The sequence below is a fragment of the Enterobacter sp. MG-EB028 genome (assembly GCF_056673305.1).
Genome location: NZ_CP195079.1, coordinates 2,630,005 through 2,652,368 on the forward strand (window position 1 = coordinate 2,630,005; position 22,364 = coordinate 2,652,368).

A 22,364-nucleotide genomic window follows, 5' to 3' on the forward strand; every position below is an offset into this window, starting at 1 on the left:
GTCTCGCATCGCGCTGAAATCGCTCAGGAATTGTACATGCTGTATTTCGAGAATAGAAAAGCCCGGCATGCCAGGCTTCGGAAAGCTGTCAGAGTGAGTGCCCGGGGCGCTGAAGGAACGAGACAGAATCGGTCACGGGTGACGAGGAGTGCCCCTGGTCCAGCCTGAAATTTCGTGTCCGCGTCTGCAGTTCGATCACCTGATTACGCAGCACATCAGAGGAACCGTTGAGCTCCTCCGCCATCGCAACGTTGCTCTGCGTGACCCGCTCCAGTTCGGACAGCGCCAGCGTGATCTGGGAAATGCCCTTCTCCTGCTCTGCGGTCGAGGTAGAAATCTCATCCATTAACCGGCTGACGTTGCTGGATCCGGTCACGATGTCATGCATATTCTTCTCCGCTTCCGACACAACGCTGGCACCCTGGGTGACATTACTGCTGGTAACGTCAATCAGCGTTTTGATATTTTTCGCCGCCTCCGCACTGCGGTGCGCCAGATTTCGTACTTCCTCTGCAACAACGGAGAACCCTTTACCGTGATCGCCTGCCCGCGCAGCCTCGACGGCCGCGTTAAGCGCCAGAATATTCGTCTGGAATGCAATGCCGTCGATCAGCGAGATAATTTCCGTCATCTGCTGCGCGCATTCGGTAATGGATTGCATATTGCTGGCAACCTGTTCCATCAGCTCTCCTCCCTTGCGCGCCTGCACCGTCGCGGCATTCGCCTGCTCGCTCGCCAGCCTGGTGTTATCGGCATTATTTCGGGTACTTGCTGCCATCTGCTCCATACTTGCCGCAGTTTGCACCAGAGATGCAGACTGCTGCTCTGTTTTCACCGAGAGCTGAGCACTGCGGGAAGAGAGCTGATCCGACAAGGTCATGGCGTTTTGTGATGAAGCCCTGATCTCACGCACCAGCGTAGCAATGTTGCTGGAAAGACTATTAATCCCGGGAATTAACCGCCCCGCGCAGTTATTGCCAAACTCGGGGATAGAGACGCCTAAGTTGCCTGCGGTCACTTCTTCAATACTTTTTTTCACAGTATTGATCGGCGTCACAAGAAACTTCGTCATATAACTCCAGAGCAAAAATAACGCAACGAAATTGACCACATTAATCGAAACGAAAAGAGAAAGATTGCTGGAAAATAGAACAACGATACCTGCATTCACAAAAAAAAGGCACAGCAGGAACCAGGCAATGAAGGTCCTGACACTAATATTTCTTAGCATGATTTTACCCACAACTTATATTTTGGTCGGCATTAAGACTTATAGCATTCACTTTTGCGTTTGTCCTCACAAAATACGCTGACTTCTCGTTTCGCCGTTACCCACCCAGTATTTAACTTAAGTCAGACAAAAAAGGCGTTTTAGCAGAAATGTTCTGTTCCGCATGCTGTATTGCTGGTCCAGAGCACCCTGAGGCGATACCATCACCTGCGGTAAAACCGGCCATTTGCACACATATTTAAGACGCTTTGCTACAATTGTTCGACTATGTTTAGCAGTGCTTAATGCTCAATAAAAAAGAATATATTTTATATTACGAGTAAGTTTGGCATTTTATATGACTGGTCATTTTTCACGATAAATAACTAATATGGTTTGAATGCGCATGTTCGTTGCCAGATAAAGACGTGCCGGCAGACGAAATCGGTAACCCTCTCAGGCGTGGGATTGCATAATGCTCAATATATCGTGGGACCCTGTGTTGATCGCTGTCTCCTGTCTGGTGGCGTTTATCGCCTCCTTTGTGGCCCTGGATAGCGCCGGGAAAATTCCCCTTTCCAGCCGAAAAACGGCTTTGTTCTGGCGGATTGCCGGCGGAGTCACGCTGGGTATCGGGATTTGGTCAATGCACTTCATCGGCATGCTGTCCATGCAAATGCCGATGATGATGAGCTATGACCTATGGCTAACCCTTGCGTCTCTCGGCGTGGCGGTTGTTGCGTCCACAATAGCAATTAACATTGCCGTTACGGGCAAACACCTCTCGCTCTTTCGGCTGTTCTTCGCTACGGTCATCCTCAGCGCTGGCGTGGTCTCCATGCACTATATCGGTATGGCCGCCCTGATGCTGGAAGGAAGCATCCTCTGGGATCGGCGCACTGTGGGTTTGTCCGTGGTCATTGCCATTGTCGCCTCCGGCGTGGCGTTGTGGCTGGCTTTCCGCCTTAGGGATAAGCACAAAGGGGGCTTTGTTACTCGCATTCTTGCCGCGTTAGTCATGGGTGCCGCCATTTGTGCAATGCACTATACAGGCATGAGCGCCGCGCATTTCCATGAGATGGCGCGTACGCTCCCCGGCGGGGTCAGCGAACTGGGATTATCCATCTGGGTTTCCGTCACCACGCTCTCCCTGCTCGGCATGATGTTAATTATTTCGCTTATTGATTCGCACTGGCGGACCAGTCGGCTGACGGACAATTTGCGCCAGCTCAACCGTCAGCTTGAGCTACAGGTCCGCTTTGACGCTCTCACCGGCCTCGCAAACCGCCACCAGATGGATATCCGAATGCAGGATTGTCTGCACAGCGCCTTGTTGAGTAACAAACAATTTGCCGTGATCTTCCTGAATGTCGATCGCTTCAGACGCGTGAATGATACCTGGGGCCACAGCGTCGGCGATGAGTTATTAATCACCATTGCCCAACGCATCACGTCCCGGCTTACCCGCGAGATGACGCTGGCCAGGCTGGGGGGGGATGCCTTTATCCTGCTGGTTCCCGAATGTGACGAAGAAAAGCTCACTACCCTGCTCACGACGCTGCTCGCGGATATGCGCCGTCCGTTTTCGCTTTGCGGACATACGCTGAGTACGACACTGAGCGCGGGTGTTAGCCTCTATCCTCAGGACGGAGAAACGCTGCATGAACTGAAGTTTAAGGCGGATGCCGCCTTACAACACGTTAAGCAAGACGGTCGTAACGGCTGGGCGATTTACTGCCCTGAGATGTCAACGGCAGTTCCGGCGCAGCCGGGTTTTCTGCAGGAACTTTCTCAGGCGCTGGAACGCGATCGGTTTGAACTCTGGTATCAGCCAACCTGGCATGCTGAAGATAAGACGATCCACGGTTTTGAGGCCCTTCTGCGCTGGCGGCATCCGGAGCAAGGCGTTTTGCTGCCAGGTCTTTTTTTGCCCACGCTGGAACAAACGGGTTTGATTATTCCGGTTGGCAACTGGGCCATTGAGGCCGCGTGTCGGCAGCTTCATTTCTGGACTGAACAAGGCTTCAGCCAGTGGACATTGTCGCTCAACTTATCCCCCGTTCAGTTCGAACAGCCGGATATCTTTCACATCGTGTCCTCAATGCTGGAAAAATATAATCTGTCGCCTTCAAGGCTGATCCTGGAGGTAACGGAGAGTACCGCGCTAAAAAATCTCGATCGCAGCATCGAGTTGCTCAATGCCTTTAACCATGCGGGGATCACCGTCTCTATTGACGATTTTGGTACGGGCTATTCCAACCTGCTGATGCTGAGCGTTCTTCCGGCAAAAGAGCTAAAAATCGACAAGAGCTTTGTGGCCTCTATGCTGGAAAATGAAAAAAGCCGCAAGCTGGTGGAAACCATTATTAATATTGCCCGCACCATGGAGATGCGTGTCGTTGCCGAGGGAATTGAAACGGACGAGCAGCAGGCAATACTGACCAGCCTCGGCTGTGATTATCTCCAGGGCTACCTTTTCTCCCGCCCTCTGCCCGCTGAACAGGTTCCATGGCTACTGCTACAGAAAAACTCAGATAAACAAATTATACCCATGAATAAAATTCAAACGGACAACGCATTTATTTCACAAAAAAATCATGCCTGACGGGATTGAGTAGAGTATGTTTCAAGGGAGTACATGCGAGTCAATTCCGCCATGATTGTCAGGCATATCGTGCCGATGAACAGGAAAATACTATGTCGCAAAATAGTTTTGATGCGCTTAATGCAATTAAAACGCCCGTGTGGCTCATTTCTCCTGTTTCGGAACAGATTGTTTTTGCAAATGTGGCCGCAATACAGCTGACGGGTAATAAAACGCTGACCGACCTGCGCAAAGGTTCCTGTTCTGCCAGTGCGCAAACCGTACTGTCGTTGTACGTTCCCGAACTGAAAAATCATCACGATATTGTCGAGATCTGGACAATTAGCCGGGGCGGGCAGGACGCCCCCTTAAGCTGTCGCCTCTCACTCACCCACGCCACGCCGTATGGTGATGTTATCGTTTTCGAAGGGATCTCTTCCCACGCCCCCTCAGGCCTGAAAGCCAGCCGTTCCGCAACCTATCAGCGCAAAAAACAGGGATTCTACGCACGCTTTTTCCTGACCAACAGCGCGCCGATGCTGCTCATCGATCCTGCCCGTGACGGGCAAGTTGTCGATGCAAACCTGGCCGCGCTCAGCTTTTACGGTTATTCGCATGATGAGATGTGCTGCAAGCATACCTGGGAAATTAACACGCTTGGCAGAGGCGTCATGCCCATCATGACGGAGATCGCCGCACTGCCCGGCGGACATAAGCCGCTCAATTTTATTCACCGCCTTGCCGATGGCACCACCCGCCATGTCCAGACCTATGCGGGACCCATCGAGATCTACGGTGACAAACTGATGCTGTGCATAATCCATGATATTACGGAGCAAAAGAGGCTTGAGCAGGAGCTGGAAAATGCTGCATTACGTGACTCGATGACGGGGTTACTCAACCGACGTCAGTTTTACAATGTTATCGACCAAACCAGCCTGAGCCACCTTTCTGCACAGCAGCAGTTTAGCCTGCTGCTGGTGGATACCGATCATTTTAAAAACATCAATGATCTTTTCGGTCACCTGAAAGGTGATGAAGTGCTTATCGCCCTATCCCGAACGCTGGAAGCCTGCTGCAGACAAGATGACCTGGTGTTTCGCTGGGGCGGTGAAGAGTTTGTCATCCTGTTGCCGCGCACGTCTCTTGAAACGGCTCTGAAGATTGCCGAATCCGTCCGTGCGGCGGTCGCCCATATCACCCTTCCTGGCTTACCACGGTTTACCGTCAGCATTGGCGTGGCGCGGCATGACCCGGAAGAGAGTATCGACGCGCTGTTTAAACGTGTCGACGATGCGCTCTATCGCGCCAAAAACGATGGGCGTAATAAAGTCCTTGCGGCATGAAACTGGAGTATCGGGAAAAGCCCCGCTACAATGCCCAGCTTAAGTAAATTAACGACGGGTGGGTTGTGGCGACAATGGGAAAGACAGAATTAATACTCACCTTAATTATTTTCTTGCTTATTATATTTGGCTTATGGTTTATTTTCAGCGGCGAGATTTGGTATTTCGTTGAATATCTGGAAAACAGTCTCTACCCCACTTTTGACGCACTGTAGTGCACTTTTAATTTATTGTTTCACCTACCGAATTTGTCAGGTATCTGCATTGCCCTTAGCCACGTAAGATACGTGGCGTTATCCTCCAACAATGTTGATAACGAATCACTAAATCATTTGCTTATTTCGCCCGTTCTCTGACGGGCTTTTTTTATTTCCGGCTATTAAGCAAAACAACGATTCTTGTCCATCAGTCGCCATGTTTGTGCAGCACCGTTCTGCTCCAGTCATAAAAGGCACGCACCGAAGGCGGAAGATAGCGGTTTTGTGGATAGACAAGTGAAAGCGGTAAATCGTAAGAGAGGTTCTCCATACAGCGAACCAACGCCCCGCTCTTCAGATGCGGCTCAGCCAGATAGCTGGCCACGCGAATTAATCCGAGCCCTTGAATTCCAGCCTGGATATAGGCGTCGGTATCATCGACGATCAGCGACTCTTTCATGTGGATTACACAGTCGCCGTCATCACGCGTAAAAAACCAGTCGATGGTGCGCCCGGTACGGTGGTTCAGGTAGCCGACGGCGCAATGCTTTTCCAGTTGGCCGAGATTTTCGGGCTTACCACAGGCGTCTATATAGCCCGGAGAAGCCAGAACAACCCATCTGAAGTTCGCCAGAGGGCGCGCGACCAGCGTCGTTGAATCTTCGATCCTCCCGGTGCGGATCACGCAGTCATACCCTTCCTGAATGATGTCCTCCACGCTATCGCTCGAACAGAGTACCAACTCCAGCCCGGGATACTGGCGCAGAAATTCCGGGAGACAGGGAAGAATGCAGTGTCGGGCAAGAGACTGCGGCATCCCGACTTTTAAACGGCCTCTGGGTTGTGCGGATCTGGCGGGAAAGGAAGACTCCACTGTCGCAATATCCGCCAGCAGCCGTTTGCTCTCGTCATAGTAACGCCGGCCCTCTGCGGTCACGCTGAGCTTCCGGGTGGTGCGTTGTAAAAGTTGAATACCCAGGTATGTCTCCAGTTCCTTAACGACCCGCGATACGGTTGAACGCGGTAGCCCCAGCGCTTCTGCCGCCCTGGCGAAGCTATGGGTGTCGACCACGCAAACATATACCCGCATTGATTCCAGTTTATCCATGTTCCCACCGCGCCTGAAAAGATCGATTATCCCATTATTACGAACAGTCTAACTTATGCCTGTCGTCTTATCGAATGCAGCTATCTGACATAACCTTGCTCAAGTTGCAGTAGAAAGGCGATTTAACAAAGAGAGGCTCAGCATGAAAGAACGTGATATCAAGACAGGTGAAAAAGTATTAGTGCTTGGTGCAGGACAATTGGGTGCTGCCGTACTGGAGCATCTGGTTCCGGCAGTCACGCAGCGCGATGGCGCTGTTACCGTTATCGTATCGCCCGGTTCCTGGGACAGCCGGGGTAAACTTCAGTCCGAAATTCATCAAAAACTGGCTGATGCAGGGGCAGAATTCATCGCGGTCGATGTCGCCGTCAGCTCCACTGAAACGTTAAAAACCCGTTTTGTGGGTTTTGACACCGTGATCAACTGCATGGGGTTTGTCGCCGGAGCGGGTACACAGCTCAAAATTACCCGCGCGGTACTGGAAGCCGGCGTAAACCGCTATTTCCCCTGGCAGTTCGGCGTGAATTACGATGTGGTCGGCAAAGGGAGCGGCCAGCCCGTCTGGGACGAGCAGTATGATGTCAGGACGCTCTTGCGGGAACAGAACGCGACGGAATGGGTGATTGTTTCAACCGGTATGTTTACCAGCTTTCTCTTCGAACCGGCATTTAATGTGGTGAATTTATCCGAAAAAACCATTAATGCGCTCGGAGGATGGGACACGCAGGTCACGGTCACGTCTCCCGCGGATATTGGTCGGCTGACCACCGAAATTTATTTGCATCATCCGCGGATCGTAAATGAAGTGATATTTGTCGCAGGTGAAACCACTTCTTATGGAAAACTGGCCGAAACGGTTGAACGCACGACAAGACAAGCCTTTGCCAAAAACGTATTAACGCTCCCGGATCTGCTGGATGCACTGCATTTAAATCCGGATGACCAGATGCTCGGCTATCGCGCGGCCTTCGCCCGAGGAGACGGCATGTGGTGGCCGATGAGTAACACCTGGAATGTACAGAATAATATACCGACTCAAGATATTGAATCATGGCTTAAAACCGTTATGTAGCCATGCGTTTATCCCGCCCCGGTGGCGCGCCAAACATACGGGCATATTCACGGGTAAACTGCGAAACACTGGCATAACCGACCGTATACGCCGCCTGTGCGATCCCTGCGCCATCGACAAGCATCAGGCGGCGGGCATGGATAAGGCGTAGCTGTTTCTGAAATTGCAGGGGCGAAATCGTGGTTATCGCGCGAAAATGCTGATGGAATACGGACACGCTCATGCCCGCCACGTCAGCAAGTTCCTCAACGCTTATCGTACGTGTAAACTCCTTACGCAACATTGCGACCACACGGCTAATTCGTCCGGAGTGGCTATCCGCCGCGCCCAGGGCGCGAATAGCAGGACCATGGACACTGCGAAGCAACCAGTAATGCAGCTCTCGCCGTAGCCCATCCCCAAGAACCGCCATCGCCTCCGGTTGTTCAAATAACCTGGCCAGCCGGTAAGCCGCATCCGTCACGTCAGCATTCATTGGCTCAACCCCAACGCAAGGCGCGTCCCTCTGCTCTGCTTGCACAGCATCCTGCAACTCACGCAGGATGGCGATATCCAGTTCCAGCACCAGGGAATAGTAGGGATGGCGAAGGCTGGCCTGGGTAATCTGACTGAGGGTCGGCACATCGGCGGCAATCACCATCGCCTCGCCGGGGCCATATTCAAAACTTTCCGTCCCCGTAGCGACGCGTTTGCGACCCTGCAACAGCATCGCCATCAGCGGTCTGTTGATCGCCGCCTGCAGGTCGCCCGGATGCAAAGCCCGGATAATCGTCAACCCTGGAACCGGCGTTACGGCAACCCCGCTACGGTCGACGTGAGCATCGGCATACCGGCGGCAGAGATCGAACAGGAGATCGCGCATAGACACTCTTTCAGGCAAGTTTTTAAGCCATAGTATGCGGTCATTCTCAACGGAACAAACAATGAAAAGAGAAACAGGCAAAAGATAACCAGAATCAGGCAAAGTGGATGAGTGGCCTTCTCCTACTGTAAAAGCTCCACCAAACAGAGGATACACCATGAGTAAAATTGCACTTATCACCGGCGCCAATCGTGGTCTTGGCCGTAACACCGCCCTCTCTATCGCGCGTCAGGGGGGCGATATTATCGTCGCTTACAGAGGAAATACCCCTCAGGCTGAAGCGGTTGTCGCGGAAATCCGCACCCTTGGTCGTAAGGCGATTGCGATTCAACTGGATGTGGCGCAGACGACGAGTTTCCCGGCATTTGCCGAAACTCTGCGTCAACAACTCGCCGAGGTCTGGCAGCGCGACACCTTCGACCACCTGATAAATAACGCAGGTCATGGCGAGTTTGCCGGGGTGGGCGAGACCACCGAAGCGCAGTTCGACGGGCTGTTCAGTGTCCATGTCAAAGGGGTATTTTTCCTGATCCAGACCCTTTTACCCCTGATGGCGGACAGCGGGCGCATCATCAACTTCTCGTCAGGCCTGACCCGGGTATCGTACCCTGGGTTCTCCGCTTACGCGGCGGCAAAAGCGGCGGTGGAAATGCTCAGCGTTTATCTGGCACGCGAGCTGGGCCCGCGCGGCATCACCGTCAATACCATCGCGCCAGGCGCCATTGAAACCGATTTTGGCGGCGGCCTGGTTCGCGACAACGCAGATGTCAACGCGCAGTTTGCCGCCATGACCGCGCTCGGGCGGGTCGGCGTTCCCGACGATATCGGGCCGATGGTCGCCAGCCTGCTGCGTGATGATAACCGTTGGGTAACCGCACAGCGCATTGAAGTGTCGGGCGGGCAAACCATCTGAATAGGCCAAAAATACCGTCAGAGAAGTGATGCTTTCAGCTGTGACGGGTGATGGCCAGAAGGAGGAACTGGCGCCGCAAGCCGCGCCAGTACTTGATTAGTGCTTTTCAATATACATCGTCCGGCTATACGCCACGTCTTCCGGGTTGTTGATGGGGTAACCCTTCACCCAGGGCTTAATCAGGCGGCCGTTGGTATACTGGTAAATTGGCGCGATGGGCGCCTTCTCCATAAGAATTTTCTCCGCCATGTTGTAGTCGGCATTACGCGCTTTAGCCGTGGTTTCCAGCGTCGCCTGGTGGATAATCTTATCGTAGGCCGGGTCACTGAAACGGGAGATATTGCCGCTGTGGGTTGAGGTCAGCAGCGACAAAAAGGTTGATGGCTCGTTGTAATCGCCTACCCATGAGGCGCGGATCACGTCAAAGTTGCCGGTATTACGGCTATCAATGTAGGTTTTCCACTCCTGGTTTTGCAGTTTGACATCCACTCCGAGATTTTTCTTCCACATGGAGGCCACCGCAATGGCGATTTTCTGGTGGTTTTCGGATGTGTTGTACAGCAGGTTCAGCTTCAGGGGGCGCTGAGGACCGTAGCCTGCGGCCTGCAGCAAGGTTTTGGCCTGGGCGTTCAGCTCCTGCTGCGACATCTGCTCAAACGGCGAGGCGTCCGGGGTAAACCCTGCCGTCACGTCAGGCGTAAAGTGCCAGGCGGGTTTCTCTCCCGTGCCTAATACCTTTTCCGCCATAATGCGACGGTCGATAGTCATGCTCAGCGCAAGACGGACGCGGGCATCTGCCGTTGGGCCCTTTTGCGTGTTAAACGCATAGTAATACGTGCCCAACTGAGGCGGCGTATACACCTGCCCCGGAATATCCTTCAGCAGCTTCTGATACATGTTTTTCGGGAACGATTCGGTAATATCAATATCCCCTGCCAGGTAGCGTTTGGTGGCCGACGATTCCTGATTAATCGGCACGAAGGTGACTTTTTGCAGTACCGTTTTGGCATTGTCCCAGTAGTGCGTATTGGGCACCACAACCAGCTTTTCATTCACCACGCGGTCCTTCAGAACGTAAGCGCCGTTCCCCACTAGCGCGCCCGGCCGCGTCCACTCTTTACCGCTTTCTACGTTAGCTTTTTGTACTGGATAGAAGGCAAAGTTCGCCGTCAGGTTGCTGAACCACGGCAGCGGTTTGTCCAGCTGGACGCGTAACGTCCTGGCATCCACCGCCGTCACCCCCAGCGTATCGGGCGCGGCTTTACCGTCAATAATGGCCTGCGCGTTATTGATTCCCGCCAGCGCGGCAAACCAGGCAAACGGAGAGGTGGTTTTCGGGTCAACCAGACGCTGCCAGCTGTAGACGAAATCCTGGGCGGTGACAGGGGAACCGTCGGACCATTTCGCGTCATCGCGTAAGGTAAACGTCCAGATACGGTTATCATTACTCTGCCAGCGCGTCGCCACGCCCGGCACCAGCTCCCCTTTCTCATTCTGATTAACCAGACCTTCGAAGAGATCGCGAATCACCTGAATCTCTGGCAACCCCACGGCTTTCGCCGGGTCCAGCGAAGCCGGTTCGTCTTTAATATGCCTGACCAGCTCCTGCTTTTGCGCCAGCGCAGTGCCCTGCGGCACATCAGCAGCAAAAGTAAGTGAAGAGAGTCCGCACAGGCACAGTGCGGCAAAAACACGCGAAACAGGATGCTTCATAAGATCCCCTTTAATAAATTCAGGTAATAAGCAGATGCGTAATTATTTGTTTCGACAAAGAGAAATGCAAATAACTTACTCCTGAATAGTGATTTAAGGCAATTCTCAGCCGTTACGGAAACTATTTGATTAACAGCGTGTTTTGCACAACACTGCCAGTAGTGCTTTCTTTATCAGGATTTCGTATGGCAACCACCCGACCGAGAGCGGAACGCGGCGCCTTTCCGCCGGGCGCTGAGCAATATGGCCGCTCGTTTTTAGGCGCATCGCTGATTTGGTTCCCCGCCCCTGACGCAGACCGCGACAGCGGCTTGATTCTTGCCGGCACACACGGGGACGAGAACTCCTCCATCGTGACGCTTTCCTGCGCGCTGCGGACGCTGACGCCTTCATTGCGACGTCATCATGTGATTCTGGCGGTAAATCCGGACGGCTGTCAGTTGGGGCTTCGCGCCAATGCGCGAGGCGTTGACTTAAACCGTAATTTTCCGGCAGCAAACTGGCGCGCCGGGGAAACGGTGTATCGCTGGAACAGCTCCGCCGAGGAGCGTGATGTGGTTCTGCTGACGGGTGATAAGCCGGGCTCAGAGCCGGAAACCCAGGCGCTGTGCCAGCTAATCCACAAGATCCACCCCGCGTGGGTGGTCTCGTTCCACGATCCGCTGGCCTGCATTGAAGATCCGCGCCACTCTGAGCTCGGCGCGTGGCTGGCAGACGCGTTCGCCCTGCCGCTCGTGACCAGCGTGGGCTATGAAACGCCAGGCTCGTTCGGTAGCTGGTGCGCCGATTTGAGCCTGCCCTGTATTACCGCTGAATTCCCGGCAATCTCGTCCGACGAAGCCAGCGAAAAATACTTAAAAGCCATGGTGGAGCTTTTGCGCTGGCAGCCTCAGAGATGAAGCACGCCGCTGGTAAAATGGAGCGCGGGTGATACGTCAACCGCCAGCCACGTCGGGCCGTCCAGATCGGCGAAACGGACCTGATTGACCAGCGGTAGCGCCGCGCCGATCGCCCGGGACGTACAGAGCATACAGCCCAGCATCAGCGAAAAACCCTGCGCCCGGGCTTCTTCCGCCAGGGCCAGTGCCTCTGTCAGCCCGCCGGTCTTGTCGAGCTTAATATTGACCATCTCGTAGCGGCCCTGCAGCTCGCTTAAACTCGCGCGGGTGTGGCAGCTTTCATCCGCACAAACGGGCAACGGATGGATAAAATTCTTCAGCGCCGCATCCTCTTTTGCTGGCAGAGGCTGCTCCAGCATGGCCACCCCCAGGTCGGCCAGCAGCTGACAGCGGGCAGCCAGCCCTTCCGGGTGCCATGATTCATTAGCATCAACAATCAGCGTGGCTGCGGGTACCGCCGCGCGAATGGCGACCATTCGCTCGCTAATCAGACGATCGTCGAGCTTCACCTTCAGAAGCCGGGCCCCTGCGTCATAAAGCGCTTTTGCGCTGGCGGCCATCTGTTCCGGCTCGCCAATCACTACCGTTTGTGCGGTAGCCACCGATTCCGGCAGCGCCACGCCCAGCAATGCTGTCAGCGGTTGCTGCTGCTTCGCCGCCTCCAGGCTCCAGAGCGCGCTATCAATAGCGTTGCGTGCGGCACCGGCGGGCAAACGCTGCTGTAATGCCTCGCGCGTGAGCCCGGTTTGCAGGTCCGGCACCAGCGTCATGATATGCGCCATCACCGACGCGAGGCTTTCTCCATAGCGTGGGTAAGGCGTGCACTCCCCTACGCCTTTAAAACCGTCCTCTTCGATTTCAACGACCACCACGCTGGCTTCGCTACGGCTGCCGCGAGAGATCACAAACGGGGTATGCAATGGCCAGGCTTCTTCATAGACCTTAACGCTTCTCATCACTGACTCCTTGCGGCCCGAAAAGGCGAAAAATTTGGTTTGCCGTGTTATCCGCGGATGGCATACACTAGCCCCGACGTTAACTATATGTAAACAGGAAGATATCTATGTCACAACTCGTTCATTTCCAGGGCAACCCGGTTGCTGTTGCAGGTTCCATTCCGCAGGCTGGCAGCAAAGCGCAGGCTTTTACTCTGGTGGCTAAAGATCTGTCTGACGTCACACTGGCTCAGTTTGCGGGTAAACGCAAAGTGCTGAACATTTTCCCGAGCATTGATACCGGGGTTTGCGCCGCCTCCGTGCGTAAGTTCAACCAGCTGGCAACTGAAATGGACAACACCGTTGTGCTGTGCATTTCTGCTGACCTGCCGTTCGCCCAGTCTCGCTTCTGCGGCGCTGAAGGCCTGAGCAACGTTATCACTCTCTCCACCCTGCGCAGCCCGGATTTCCTCGAAAATTACGGCGTCAGCATCGCCGAAGGCCCTCTGAAAGGTCTGGCAGCACGCGCGGTACTGGTTCTTGATGAAAACGACACTGTCGTCTTCAGCGAACTGGTTAATGAAATCACTACCGAGCCGGATTACACCGCCGCGCTGGACAAGCTGAAAGCATAATCATTACTTAGCATTTTATACCGCTTTTTCAAAACCTCGCTATGGCGGGGTTTTTTATTAATCGCCCGCTGAATCGTTAAAGCAACAATCAATTTGGATCACAATATTTATGCAAAATAGCGTTGAAAATTCAGCGATAAAGCGATCACACCCGCAAATCAATCGTTAAATATCCCTGTATTTACTCTCAGTGAGGCACATCACATTTCCCTCATCGCCAAAACATTAGATTTGCTTACGATGTTAAATAATCGTTTCAGCAAAAAGGGATAAATATGAAAATAAAACTGGCTTTAACGCTCCTTTCGGTACTGCTTTCGGGCCATGCCGCAGCTAAAACCTGGGTGCTGACAAGCTCTGAAAGCAGCGTGGAAAAAGGAAACTGGAAGATTTCCAGCGATGAGCTGAAAATTAACGATCGAACGTTCAGCATTGAGCAAAAAGTGTTGCACGGCGGCAGGCAGGAAGGCAGTAAAGTTATCGTCATCAGCAGTAAAAATGGCCTGACCATCACCTTAAGCCCGACGCGCGGGATGAACCTTCTGCATGTGGAAGGATTTGGCACCAGACTGGGCTGGAACTCGCCCGTTAAGGAGGTCGTTAACCCGGCGTATATTAATCTGGAAAGCCGAAACGGGCTTGGCTGGCTGGAAGGTTTCAACGAAATGATGGTCCGCTGTGGCTACGAATGGACTGGACACCCGGTCACCGCTGACGGCCAGATTTACACCCTGCACGGTAAGGCAGGCAACACCCCGGCCTCTCAGGTGGAGGTAGAAATTGCGGATGCTGCCCCGCATGAAATTCGTATTCGCGGTCTCATCAAAGAAAGCACGTTTAAAAAAGCGGATCTGCAAACTATGACCGAACTGCGTTACGTTCCGGGAACCAACCAGTTCAGCCTGCATGACGTTCTGACAAACCATGCCGATTACCCTCATGATTACCAAATCATCTATCACAGCAACTTCGGGGCGCCAGTCCTCGAAGAAGGCGCGCGCTTCCTTGCCCCCGCGGCAAGCGTAAGCCCGTTCAATGATTACGCGAAAGCGGGCGTTAACGACTGGCAAACCTACGCCGGGCCGACAAAAGGTTTTGATGAGATGGTCTTTAACATCAAACCGCTCGCCGACAGCAACCACGAAACCCTCGCTGCGGTGGTGAATAAAGCCGGTGACAAAGGCGCGTCGATTCAGTTTGATACCCGCCAGCTCCCGGTGCTTACCCTGTGGAAAAATACCGATACGCCAAAACAGGGCTATGTCACGGGGATTGAGCCGGGCACCAGCTACGCCTACCCCGTCACCATTGAACGCGAGCAGAAGCGGGTTAAGCAGCTGTCGCCAGGGGCCAGCGCTCAGTTTGATCTGACCTATACCCTGCTACACAGCTCGCAGCAGGTGAAGGATGTCGAAAGCAGGATTGCGTCGATTCAGGGAGAGACAAAAACAGAAATCGTAACCACCCCGCTGGCAAAGGAATAATCATCAAAAAAGCCTCTTTACAGAGGCTTTTTGTTATTCGTCACCTTTCTTATGATTCAACCCATACTCACGTAGCTTATTTGCAATCGCGGTATGCGAGACGCCAAGACGTTTTGCCAGCTTTCGGGTGCTGGGATAGCTGCGGTACAGCTGCGTAAGCACGGAGCGCTCAAAGCGGCTGGTGATATCATCCAGCGAGCCTTCCATCGCCTCTTCGCCTACCGACACCGTCCCGGCGTCGTAATCCGGCAACAGGATATCCTGGGGGCGCAGTTCATAGCCTTCCAGCTGGGTCAGCGCACGATAAACGGCGTTTTTAAGCTGACGGATGTTGCCCGGCCAGCCGTAGCGCATGAGCACCGTGCCGAGATCGGCAGACAGCTTCGGACGCGGTACCCCCTGCTCGTCGGCAAAGCGGGCCACAAACAGCTCCGTTAGCGGCATGATGTCCTGCGGACAGTCACGCAACGGCGGAATGTTCAGCGTCAGGACGTTAAGGCGGTAATAGAGATCCTCACGGAAGATCCCCTTTTGCACCAGCTCCACCAGGTTTTTCTGGGTGGCGCAGATAACGCGCACGTCCACATGAACTTCGTGATCCTCTCCGACGCGGCGGAAGGTCCCGTCGTTCAGGAAGCGCAGCAGTTTGGCCTGCATACGCGGCGACATTTCGCCGATTTCATCCAGCAGCACGGAGCCGCCGTTGGCCTGCTCGAAGAACCCTTTCTTGCCTTCCGGCGCGTGACCAAACAGCTCGCTTTCAACAGCATCTTCCGGAATCGAGGCACAGTTAAGTGCCAGATACGGTTTTGCCGCACGCGGGCTTGCCAGGTGCACGGCGTGCGCCAGCAAATCTTTCCCGGTACCGGTATCGCCGGTAATCAGCAGCGGCGCGGTCAGGCTGGCAAGCTTGCGCGCCTGGTCAACCACATGGCGCATTTTCGGGCTGACGGCAATAATCTGGCTGAACGCGCCGACATCCTGGCTGGAGAGGTTTTGCAGCTGGCGACCCATGCGCAGCGTCGAGCGCAGCATGATCACCGAACCGGTCAATACGCGGGTGTCTCCTTCCCCTTTCAGATAGACCGGGGTGATCTCCATCAGGAAATTCTGCCCGTTTATCACCACGTGCTCGCTATGCGTATTCTGCGGATTGCTGTCCAGCCAGCGCTGGAAGTTAAAACCGGGGATCAGCTGCGCGGCGTGGTGGTTGCTGAGCTTCTCCTGGCTCTGCGCGAAAAGCTGGCAGCTCGCGTGGTTAACGCGCTCGACTTTACTTTTCAGATCCAGAGAGAGGAACGGCTCAGGCATCGCTTCAAGCAGCGCGCTCAGGGCGAGGTGCTCACGTTCGGAGGGCATCCAGGGGATGGTGCGTACATCCGTAACGCCAGCGATACGGCGGATTTCCGCCATCAGGCTGCTGAAGGTGTTAAATTCAATTTCGGCAAAATTGAGGTAAATTCGCCCGACAGGATCGATCTCAATGCCACGTAAATCAATGCTACGTAAAACAAGAAGATCGAGTAACTCGCGGGTCAGACCGAGACGGTCTTCACAGAAGACTTCAAGACGCATGGGAAATTCACCGTTTTAAGCCAATAACCTTAAAATGATATGTCAGAACACGGTGAACCGGAAGATGGCTGTCAACAAATATTGACAGCCAGCACGATTAATGAACAACGCCTCACGGAGCCGGCTTTTTATTGAGCGTATCTTTCAGCTGACCGATCAGCTCTCGCCTGAAATCCCCCAGCCGCGGCTTATCGCCATCAATCCACGGCAGCGGTCGGCACACCTCCATCGCTTTGATACCCAAACGCGCCGTCAGTAAGCCCGCGCCAATGCCCTGAGCGGCACGGGCGGAGAGACGCGCCGCCAGATCCTGCGACATCCAGTCCATTCCCACTTCGCGCACCAGCTCGCTCGCGCCCGCAAAGGCGATATTGAGCAGGACCAGTTTGAACAGCCTGAGCCGGCTGTAGTAACCCAGCTCTATGCCGTAAAGGTTCGCGATACGGTTGATGAGGCGCAGGTTACGCCAGGCGATAAAGGCCATATCCACCAGCGCCAGCGGGCTGACGGCAATCATCAGCGTAGACTCCGCCGCCGAGCGGCTAATCTCGCGTCGCGCCTGCGCATCCAGTACCGGCTGAACCATATGGGAATAGAGCGTGACCACCTCCCGGTCATTCTGGGTTTCATGGATGGCGGCATACCAGCGCTGAAGCGCCGGATGTGACTGATCGATACCGGCCTGGCTGGCCAGTTTTTCGCAGAAGGCGCGGCCTTTGCCGGTGCCGTGGCTGTGGAGAAGATCCCGCGCTTCATCACGCTCGTGCGCGCGCTGTCGCAAACGCCAGAGGCGGCGCCACTCGGTGGCAACCGACCCGATACCCGCCCCCACGATGAGCGCACCCGCGGCACAACCGCCCAGCGCGACCCAATCCTGGGTTTGCCAGGCGTTCATCGCCCACTGCACGCCCTGCCCGACCACGCTGACGCCAAACAGCGCAAGACCGGCGGTGACCATCTTGCGCCACAGGCTGCGTTTCGGGCGCAGAGCGGCTTCCACGACCGCCTCCGCCGGACCTTCCTCAACGGCGGTATCGTCCGGCAGCGCCGGGGCAAAGTTCTCCGCCTGCGCGCCGCTGAACGTCTGCGCCGTTTTAAAGGCGTCCTGACGATCAGGTTCAAGCGTTCCGGTAAAGTCTATGCGCGGTTTTAACGGTTCCGTCATCGCAATTTATCTCCAATCAAAAACTCCAGCGCCGCATCCAGACGGATGTGCGGTAACGGCCGATCGACGCTCATGGTCTGAGGGCGGAAGGCTTCAAACTGGAAGCCCTGGCTCTGCCAGAAGGCCTGGCCCGGCAGCCGCGCGGGGACTTCGCCGGGATAGACCGTAAGCGGCTCGCCGTCACTGAGCCGATTCCCGCGTAATGCCGGTATTTTCTCGCCGTTAAGGTCAATCAGGCCGCTTTGCGTCGCCTGCACCGATGCGAGCCCGAGGCAATCCATACTGATGCCTTCAAACGCGGCGTTTTGCCAGGCGTCCTGCACCAGTTGCTGCAGCAGAGAAACCATGTTGGCGTGCTGATCGACCGTAACGTGATCGGCTTTTGTGGCTGCAAACAGCAGCTTGTCGATCACCGGTGAGAACAGACGACGGAACAGCGTCCGCTGCCCGTAGTGGAAACTCTGCATCAGCTGCGTCAGCGCGAGGCGCATATCGTTAAATGCCTGCGGCCCGCTGTTGAGCGGCTGCAGGCAATCCACCAGCACAATCTGGCGGTCGAAACGTAAAAAGTGGTTTTTATAAAAACCTTTGACCACCTTTTCACAGTAGTAATTGTAACGCTCGCGTAGCATTCCGGCGTTCGTGTGTTTGTCTGCCTGCGCCAGCTTCGACTCGCCTGCGCCGTCCACGTCCGGCCACGGGAAGAACTGCAGCGCGGGCGCGCCTGCTAAATCACCCGGCAAGACAAAACGGCCCGGCTGGATAAAGTGCAGCCCTTCCTGTTTGCACTGATGCAGATAGGCCGTCCAGGCTTCAGCAATGGTCGCCAGACGGTTTTCATCCGCAGGCGCCAGCGGATCCAGGCCTTCGCACAGCTGTCGCCACTTCGTCGACCACTCTGCGCGTTGCCCCTGCAACAAGCCTGTCATCTGACGAGACCAGCTGAGGTAGTCCTGCCCCAGCATCGGCAGGTCGAGCAGCCATTCGCCAGGATAATCGACAATTTCCAGATACAGGGTGGAGGTATCCTTAAAGTGACGTATCAGCGATTCATTAGAGCGAAAGCGCAGCGCAAGGCGAATTTCACTGACGCCTCGCGTCGGCGTCGGCCACGCGGGCGGATCGCCGTAAAGCTGCGCCAGCCCTTCGTCATAGGTAAAACGCGGTATGCCAAAATCACGCTGAGGGACGCGCTTAACGCCCAGCAGACGCTCTTCCCGCACGGCGCTGAGCAACGGCAGGCGCGCGCCGGCGTGCAGGTTCAGCAACTGGTTTACCATCGCGGTGATGAACGCCGTCTTACCGCTGCGGCTCAGGCCGGTGACGGCCAGACGCAAATGTCGATCAACGCCGCGGTTCACCAGTGAGTTGAATTCGTTCTTAAATCGCTTCATCGCCATCCTTCATTGCCCGGAAGCCTGGAATGTATGGCTTCAGAATACAATAAATGGGGGCAGATCGTTGATTATCAATTCTTATTTATTGCTATTGCCGTTTTCTCTCCAGTAAGATGAACCACATTGCTGTCAGTCCGGAGTGAGTAAGGTGTATGTCACCCACCATCTATGATATCGCACGGGTTGCGGGCGTATCGAAATCAACCGTTTCCCGAGTTCTGAATAAACAAACGAATATTTCCCCTGAAGCGCGAGACAAAGTGCTGAAGGCGATAGACGAATTAAATTATCAGCCCAACAAACTGGCCCGCGCCCTGACCTCTTCTGGCTTCGATGCCATTATGGTTATTTCGACCCGCTCGACCAAAACCACAGCCGGTAACCCTTTTTTCTCCGACGTTCTTCATGCCATTACGGCAAAAGCGGAAGAAGAAGGATTCGACGTTATTTTACAAACCTCGAAAAGCAGCGAGGACGATCTGCAGAAGTGCGTGGGAAAAATAAAGCAGAAGATGATCAAAGGGATCATCATGCTGAGTTCACCGGCAAACGAATCTTTTTTCACCACGCTGGACGAATACGGTGTGCCCGTAGTGGTTATTGGGAAAGTAGAAGGTAAGTTCCAGAATATTTATTCTGTTGATACGGACAATTTCCACGACAGCGCTATTTTGGTCGATTCGTTTATTAAACATGGACGAACAAAAATTGCCTGTCTGCATGCCCCGCTCGATTATCACGTTTCTATCGATCGCCTTGCTGGCTATAAATCCAGCCTTGAGAAGCAGGGTATCACCATTAACCCGGATTGGATCATTGATGGGGGATATACCCATGAAAGCGCGCTTCAGGCAGCCTGCAAATTACTCTCGTCCGATAACCCGCCCAATGCCGTTTTTGCCACAGACAGCATGAAATTGCTGGGTCTTTATCGGGCAGCGGATGAGTTAAATCTGATGGTTCCCGAGCAGGTTGCCATGGCAGGATACAGCGACCCGATGCTGTCTCTCGTATTAACTCCTGCTCCCGGTGGGTTTGATATCCCGACGAGAAAGCTCGGCGAAGAGAGCTGCAACGTGTTATTTAAGCGTATTGCAGGTAAACCTGCGCCGCATAAGGTATTGGTTGAAACGCATTTTTCGGATGCAGCGTCCTTGCGCTAAAAACCAGGGGCAATCGCCCCTGGTAAAACGTTATCAGAACGCGTAGTTCACGCCGACACCCGCATAGTGGAAGCGATCGCTCTCACCTTCATCGTGGTTTTCCCATTCGTAGGCATATTCCAGCGTCATGGATAAACCGTTGTTAAAATCATAGGCGTACAGCATACCCAGACGGTTGAAATCATGCCCTTCACGCGTTGGATCGTCCTGCCAGTCCCAGTTTGACCAGCGATCGAGACCCAGTCGGGTATAAGGCGTTAACGTCGTCTGGCCTAATGAGATCGGCAGATAGGCACGAATTTCCTGGGTCGAAAACTCGCCGTTATTGCGCGAGCTGTCCATATTGAAGCCGCGCTCTAAATAGTAATTCACCTTGGCGGAGAAGGTTTCATTGATAGTCCAGGTAAAGCCCGTTTCGGTCTCGACGCGGCTGTCAGAATAACCGGTTTTTTCCAGATCGTTGGCAAACTGGTACATGGCAAACCAGCCGCCAAAGCGCCAGTCGTCGGTTAATTTAATATCCCAGTCAGGCTGAACTTTGTAGCGCTGCATATTAGCGCTGCCGTCTTTGGCACCGTGCTCATCTTTAAAGTGATAACCATAATTGCGGAAGCCACCGGTCAGACCGAAAGTAAAATCATCGGTGCCGATAAAGCGATAGCGTAATTCAAATTCCGGGCGATCGAAATAGGTACCACGCGTCATGCTGCTATAATCAACCGGTCCTTCCTGATACATTGCCAGAGAGATCGTCCAGGCATCCCATGTTGCATTAAACCACACGGAAGGTTCATATAATCCATCTTTATCGTCGCCCTGACCTTCGACGTTTTCAATTTCATACATGGCACCGATATTAAACGCCCACTGCTTTGCGGATTCTGTTGCTTGCGCGCAGCTAACCCCTGCGCACAGAACGAGCGCAGCACTTCTTAGTAGAGTACTCATTAAATATTCCCTTTATAATTAACAAACAAAAAAACCGGAAATTTGCATTTCCGGCAAACACCTTTCTTATCTAATAGCCGCTTCGGTATCGGCGTCGAAGAAATGGCACTTATTCATATCGAATTGAATGCCGATAGTATCTCCGGCTACGTAGTCATTGGCCGCGCCCGCACGGACAACCAGTTCATGGCCGCCCACGGTGGCATAAAGCATAAATTCGGCTCCGGTAAGCTCGGCGACGCTGACTTTCGCCGTGATATCTTCTCCGCTGCTCTGCAGGGTGAGAATATCTTCCGGACGGATCCCGAAGACGACGGCTTTACGCTGGTAACCTTGCGCATTCAGCTCGGCCAGCTTGTCCTCAGGGATCTCCAGACGCAGCGTTTCCGTTACGAAATAGCGATCGTCGATAGCGCCACGAATGAAGTTCATCGCCGGAGAGCCAATGAACCCTGCGACAAACATATTTGCCGGCTCGTTGTATACCTGCTTAGGCGCACCCACCTGCTGAATGATGCCGTCTTTTAGGATCACGATGCGGGTCGCCATCGTCATGGCTTCCGTCTGGTCGTGCGTTACATAGATCATGGTGGTGTTAAGCTTCTGGTGCAGCTTGCTGATTTCGGCACGCATCTGCACACGAAGCTTGGCATCGAGGTTTGATAACGGCTCATCCATCAGGAAGACGCCCGCTTCACGCACGATCGCCCTGCCCAGCGCCACGCGCTGGCGCTGACCGCCCGATAAAGCACCGGGTTTACGCTTCAGATATTCACGTAACCCCAAAATCTGCGCCGCCCAGTTAACGCGCTCTTCAATCACCGCGGGCGCTATTTTTTGCATTTTCAGGCCAAACGCCATGTTGTCGTAGACCGTCATATGCGGATAAAGCGCGTAGTTCTGGAATACCATCGCAATATCGCGCGACTTGGCGGGCACGTCATTCATGCAAACGCCGTCGATAATCAGTTCACCCGCGCTGATCTCCTCAAGACCGGCAATCATTCGCAGCGTGGTGGATTTACCGCATCCCGACGGACCGACGAAAACAATAAACTCTTTGTCTTCAATTTCGAGGTTGAAATCCTTAACCACGTGGACCTGGTTATCATAGATTTTCTGAATATGTTTCAGAGACAGTTGAGCCATAATTTATTC

19 protein-coding genes are annotated in these 22,364 nt (G+C 54.0%); 9 read left to right on the top strand and 10 right to left on the bottom strand.

Annotated features, from left to right (window positions below):
* Positions 1-88: 88 nt before the first annotated feature.
* Positions 89-1,231: a methyl-accepting chemotaxis protein gene (locus tag ACR42C_RS12525; RefSeq protein WP_320720654.1), complete on the bottom strand. Its 1,143-nt coding sequence runs from the start codon at positions 1,229-1,231 to the stop codon at positions 89-91.
* 454 nt (positions 1,232-1,685) lie between these two features.
* On the opposite strand from ACR42C_RS12525, the gene ACR42C_RS12530 reads away from it, so the two are divergent.
* The 3 genes from ACR42C_RS12530 to ACR42C_RS12540 all read left to right on the top strand — a co-directional run bounded on the left by ACR42C_RS12530 (position 1,686) and on the right by ACR42C_RS12540 (position 5,355).
* A complete protein-coding gene (locus ACR42C_RS12530) occupies positions 1,686-3,815 on the top strand; it encodes a putative bifunctional diguanylate cyclase/phosphodiesterase (protein ID WP_479984164.1) in 2,130 nt (709 codons plus the stop codon).
* A gap of 92 nt (positions 3,816-3,907) precedes the next feature.
* Complete coding sequence (locus ACR42C_RS12535; protein ID WP_479984165.1) at positions 3,908-5,140, top strand: diguanylate cyclase domain-containing protein; 1,233 nt, start codon at positions 3,908-3,910, stop codon at positions 5,138-5,140.
* Positions 5,141-5,214: 74 nt separating this feature from the next.
* Complete coding sequence (locus ACR42C_RS12540) at positions 5,215-5,355, top strand: Ecr family regulatory small membrane protein (protein ID WP_162874963.1); 141 nt, start codon at positions 5,215-5,217, stop codon at positions 5,353-5,355.
* A 190-nt stretch (positions 5,356-5,545) separates the two neighbouring features.
* Here ACR42C_RS12540 and ACR42C_RS12545 read toward each other — a convergent pair whose 3' ends face one another.
* Positions 5,546-6,445: a LysR family transcriptional regulator gene (locus ACR42C_RS12545; RefSeq protein WP_479984166.1), complete on the bottom strand. Its 900-nt coding sequence runs from the start codon at positions 6,443-6,445 to the stop codon at positions 5,546-5,548.
* 142 nt (positions 6,446-6,587) lie between these two features.
* Between ACR42C_RS12545 and ACR42C_RS12550 the strand changes: the two genes are divergently transcribed.
* Positions 6,588-7,517, top strand: a complete 930-nt coding sequence (locus tag ACR42C_RS12550; RefSeq protein WP_479984167.1) for an aromatic alcohol reductase — start codon at positions 6,588-6,590, stop codon at positions 7,515-7,517.
* On the opposite strand, the gene ACR42C_RS12555 is transcribed toward ACR42C_RS12550, so the two are convergent.
* Positions 7,510-8,379, bottom strand: coding sequence for an AraC family transcriptional regulator (locus ACR42C_RS12555; protein WP_116339568.1), 870 nt, complete (start codon positions 8,377-8,379; stop codon positions 7,510-7,512). The genes ACR42C_RS12550 and ACR42C_RS12555 overlap by 8 nt on opposite strands.
* Before the next feature lie 157 nt (positions 8,380-8,536).
* Here ACR42C_RS12555 and ACR42C_RS12560 point away from each other — a divergent pair, with 157 nt between their 5' ends.
* The gene (locus ACR42C_RS12560; protein ID WP_479984168.1) at positions 8,537-9,292 is read left to right on the top strand and encodes an SDR family NAD(P)-dependent oxidoreductase; all 756 of its coding nucleotides are present in this window, start codon (positions 8,537-8,539) and stop codon (positions 9,290-9,292) included.
* Positions 9,293-9,388: 96 nt separating this feature from the next.
* On the opposite strand, the gene ACR42C_RS12565 is transcribed toward ACR42C_RS12560, so the two are convergent.
* Complete coding sequence (locus ACR42C_RS12565; RefSeq protein ID WP_479984169.1) at positions 9,389-11,005, bottom strand: peptide ABC transporter substrate-binding protein; 1,617 nt, start codon at positions 11,003-11,005, stop codon at positions 9,389-9,391.
* A 185-nt stretch (positions 11,006-11,190) separates the two neighbouring features.
* Here ACR42C_RS12565 and mpaA point away from each other — a divergent pair, with 185 nt between their 5' ends.
* Positions 11,191-11,904 carry a murein tripeptide amidase MpaA gene (mpaA, locus tag ACR42C_RS12570; RefSeq protein WP_116339562.1) on the top strand — a complete coding sequence of 238 codons (714 nt, stop codon included), beginning with the start codon at positions 11,191-11,193 and terminating at the stop codon, positions 11,902-11,904.
* Here the strand turns inward: mpaA and ycjG are convergent.
* On the bottom strand, positions 11,895-12,860 hold the full coding sequence (gene ycjG / locus ACR42C_RS12575) for an L-Ala-D/L-Glu epimerase (RefSeq protein WP_116339560.1): 966 nt from the start codon (positions 12,858-12,860) through the stop codon (positions 11,895-11,897). The two genes, mpaA and ycjG, sit on opposite strands and share 10 nt — an antisense overlap.
* Before the next feature lie 107 nt (positions 12,861-12,967).
* Between ycjG and tpx the strand changes: the two genes are divergently transcribed.
* Both tpx and ACR42C_RS12585 read left to right on the top strand, forming a co-directional pair.
* The gene (gene tpx / locus ACR42C_RS12580; RefSeq protein ID WP_116339558.1) at positions 12,968-13,474 is read left to right on the top strand and encodes a thiol peroxidase; all 507 of its coding nucleotides are present in this window, start codon (positions 12,968-12,970) and stop codon (positions 13,472-13,474) included.
* A gap of 275 nt (positions 13,475-13,749) precedes the next feature.
* Entirely contained in the window at positions 13,750-14,958 is a 1,209-nt protein-coding gene (locus ACR42C_RS12585) for an aldose 1-epimerase family protein (RefSeq protein ID WP_479984170.1), read from the top strand.
* A gap of 33 nt (positions 14,959-14,991) precedes the next feature.
* On the opposite strand, the gene tyrR is transcribed toward ACR42C_RS12585, so the two are convergent.
* The 3 genes from tyrR to ACR42C_RS12600 form a co-directional block, all read right to left on the bottom strand.
* Positions 14,992-16,533: a transcriptional regulator TyrR gene (tyrR, locus tag ACR42C_RS12590; protein ID WP_163330870.1), complete on the bottom strand. Its 1,542-nt coding sequence runs from the start codon at positions 16,531-16,533 to the stop codon at positions 14,992-14,994.
* Between the two features lie 112 nt (positions 16,534-16,645).
* Complete coding sequence (locus ACR42C_RS12595; RefSeq protein ID WP_166711388.1) at positions 16,646-17,698, bottom strand: YcjF family protein; 1,053 nt, start codon at positions 17,696-17,698, stop codon at positions 16,646-16,648.
* Positions 17,695-19,092, bottom strand: a complete 1,398-nt coding sequence (locus ACR42C_RS12600; protein ID WP_116339550.1) for a YcjX family GTP-binding protein — start codon at positions 19,090-19,092, stop codon at positions 17,695-17,697. The genes ACR42C_RS12595 and ACR42C_RS12600 overlap by 4 nt, the downstream gene beginning before the upstream one ends.
* A 155-nt stretch (positions 19,093-19,247) precedes the next feature.
* Here ACR42C_RS12600 and ACR42C_RS12605 point away from each other — a divergent pair, with 155 nt between their 5' ends.
* Complete coding sequence (locus ACR42C_RS12605) at positions 19,248-20,258, top strand: LacI family DNA-binding transcriptional regulator (RefSeq protein ID WP_479984171.1); 1,011 nt, start codon at positions 19,248-19,250, stop codon at positions 20,256-20,258.
* Positions 20,259-20,291: 33 nt separating this feature from the next.
* On the opposite strand, the gene ACR42C_RS12610 is transcribed toward ACR42C_RS12605, so the two are convergent.
* Both ACR42C_RS12610 and ACR42C_RS12615 read right to left on the bottom strand, forming a co-directional pair.
* The gene (locus tag ACR42C_RS12610) at positions 20,292-21,206 is read right to left on the bottom strand and encodes an OmpG family monomeric porin (protein ID WP_479984172.1); all 915 of its coding nucleotides are present in this window, start codon (positions 21,204-21,206) and stop codon (positions 20,292-20,294) included.
* A 66-nt stretch (positions 21,207-21,272) separates the two neighbouring features.
* Positions 21,273-22,355: an ABC transporter ATP-binding protein gene (locus tag ACR42C_RS12615; protein ID WP_061098026.1), complete on the bottom strand. Its 1,083-nt coding sequence runs from the start codon at positions 22,353-22,355 to the stop codon at positions 21,273-21,275.
* Positions 22,356-22,364 lie beyond the last annotated feature (9 nt).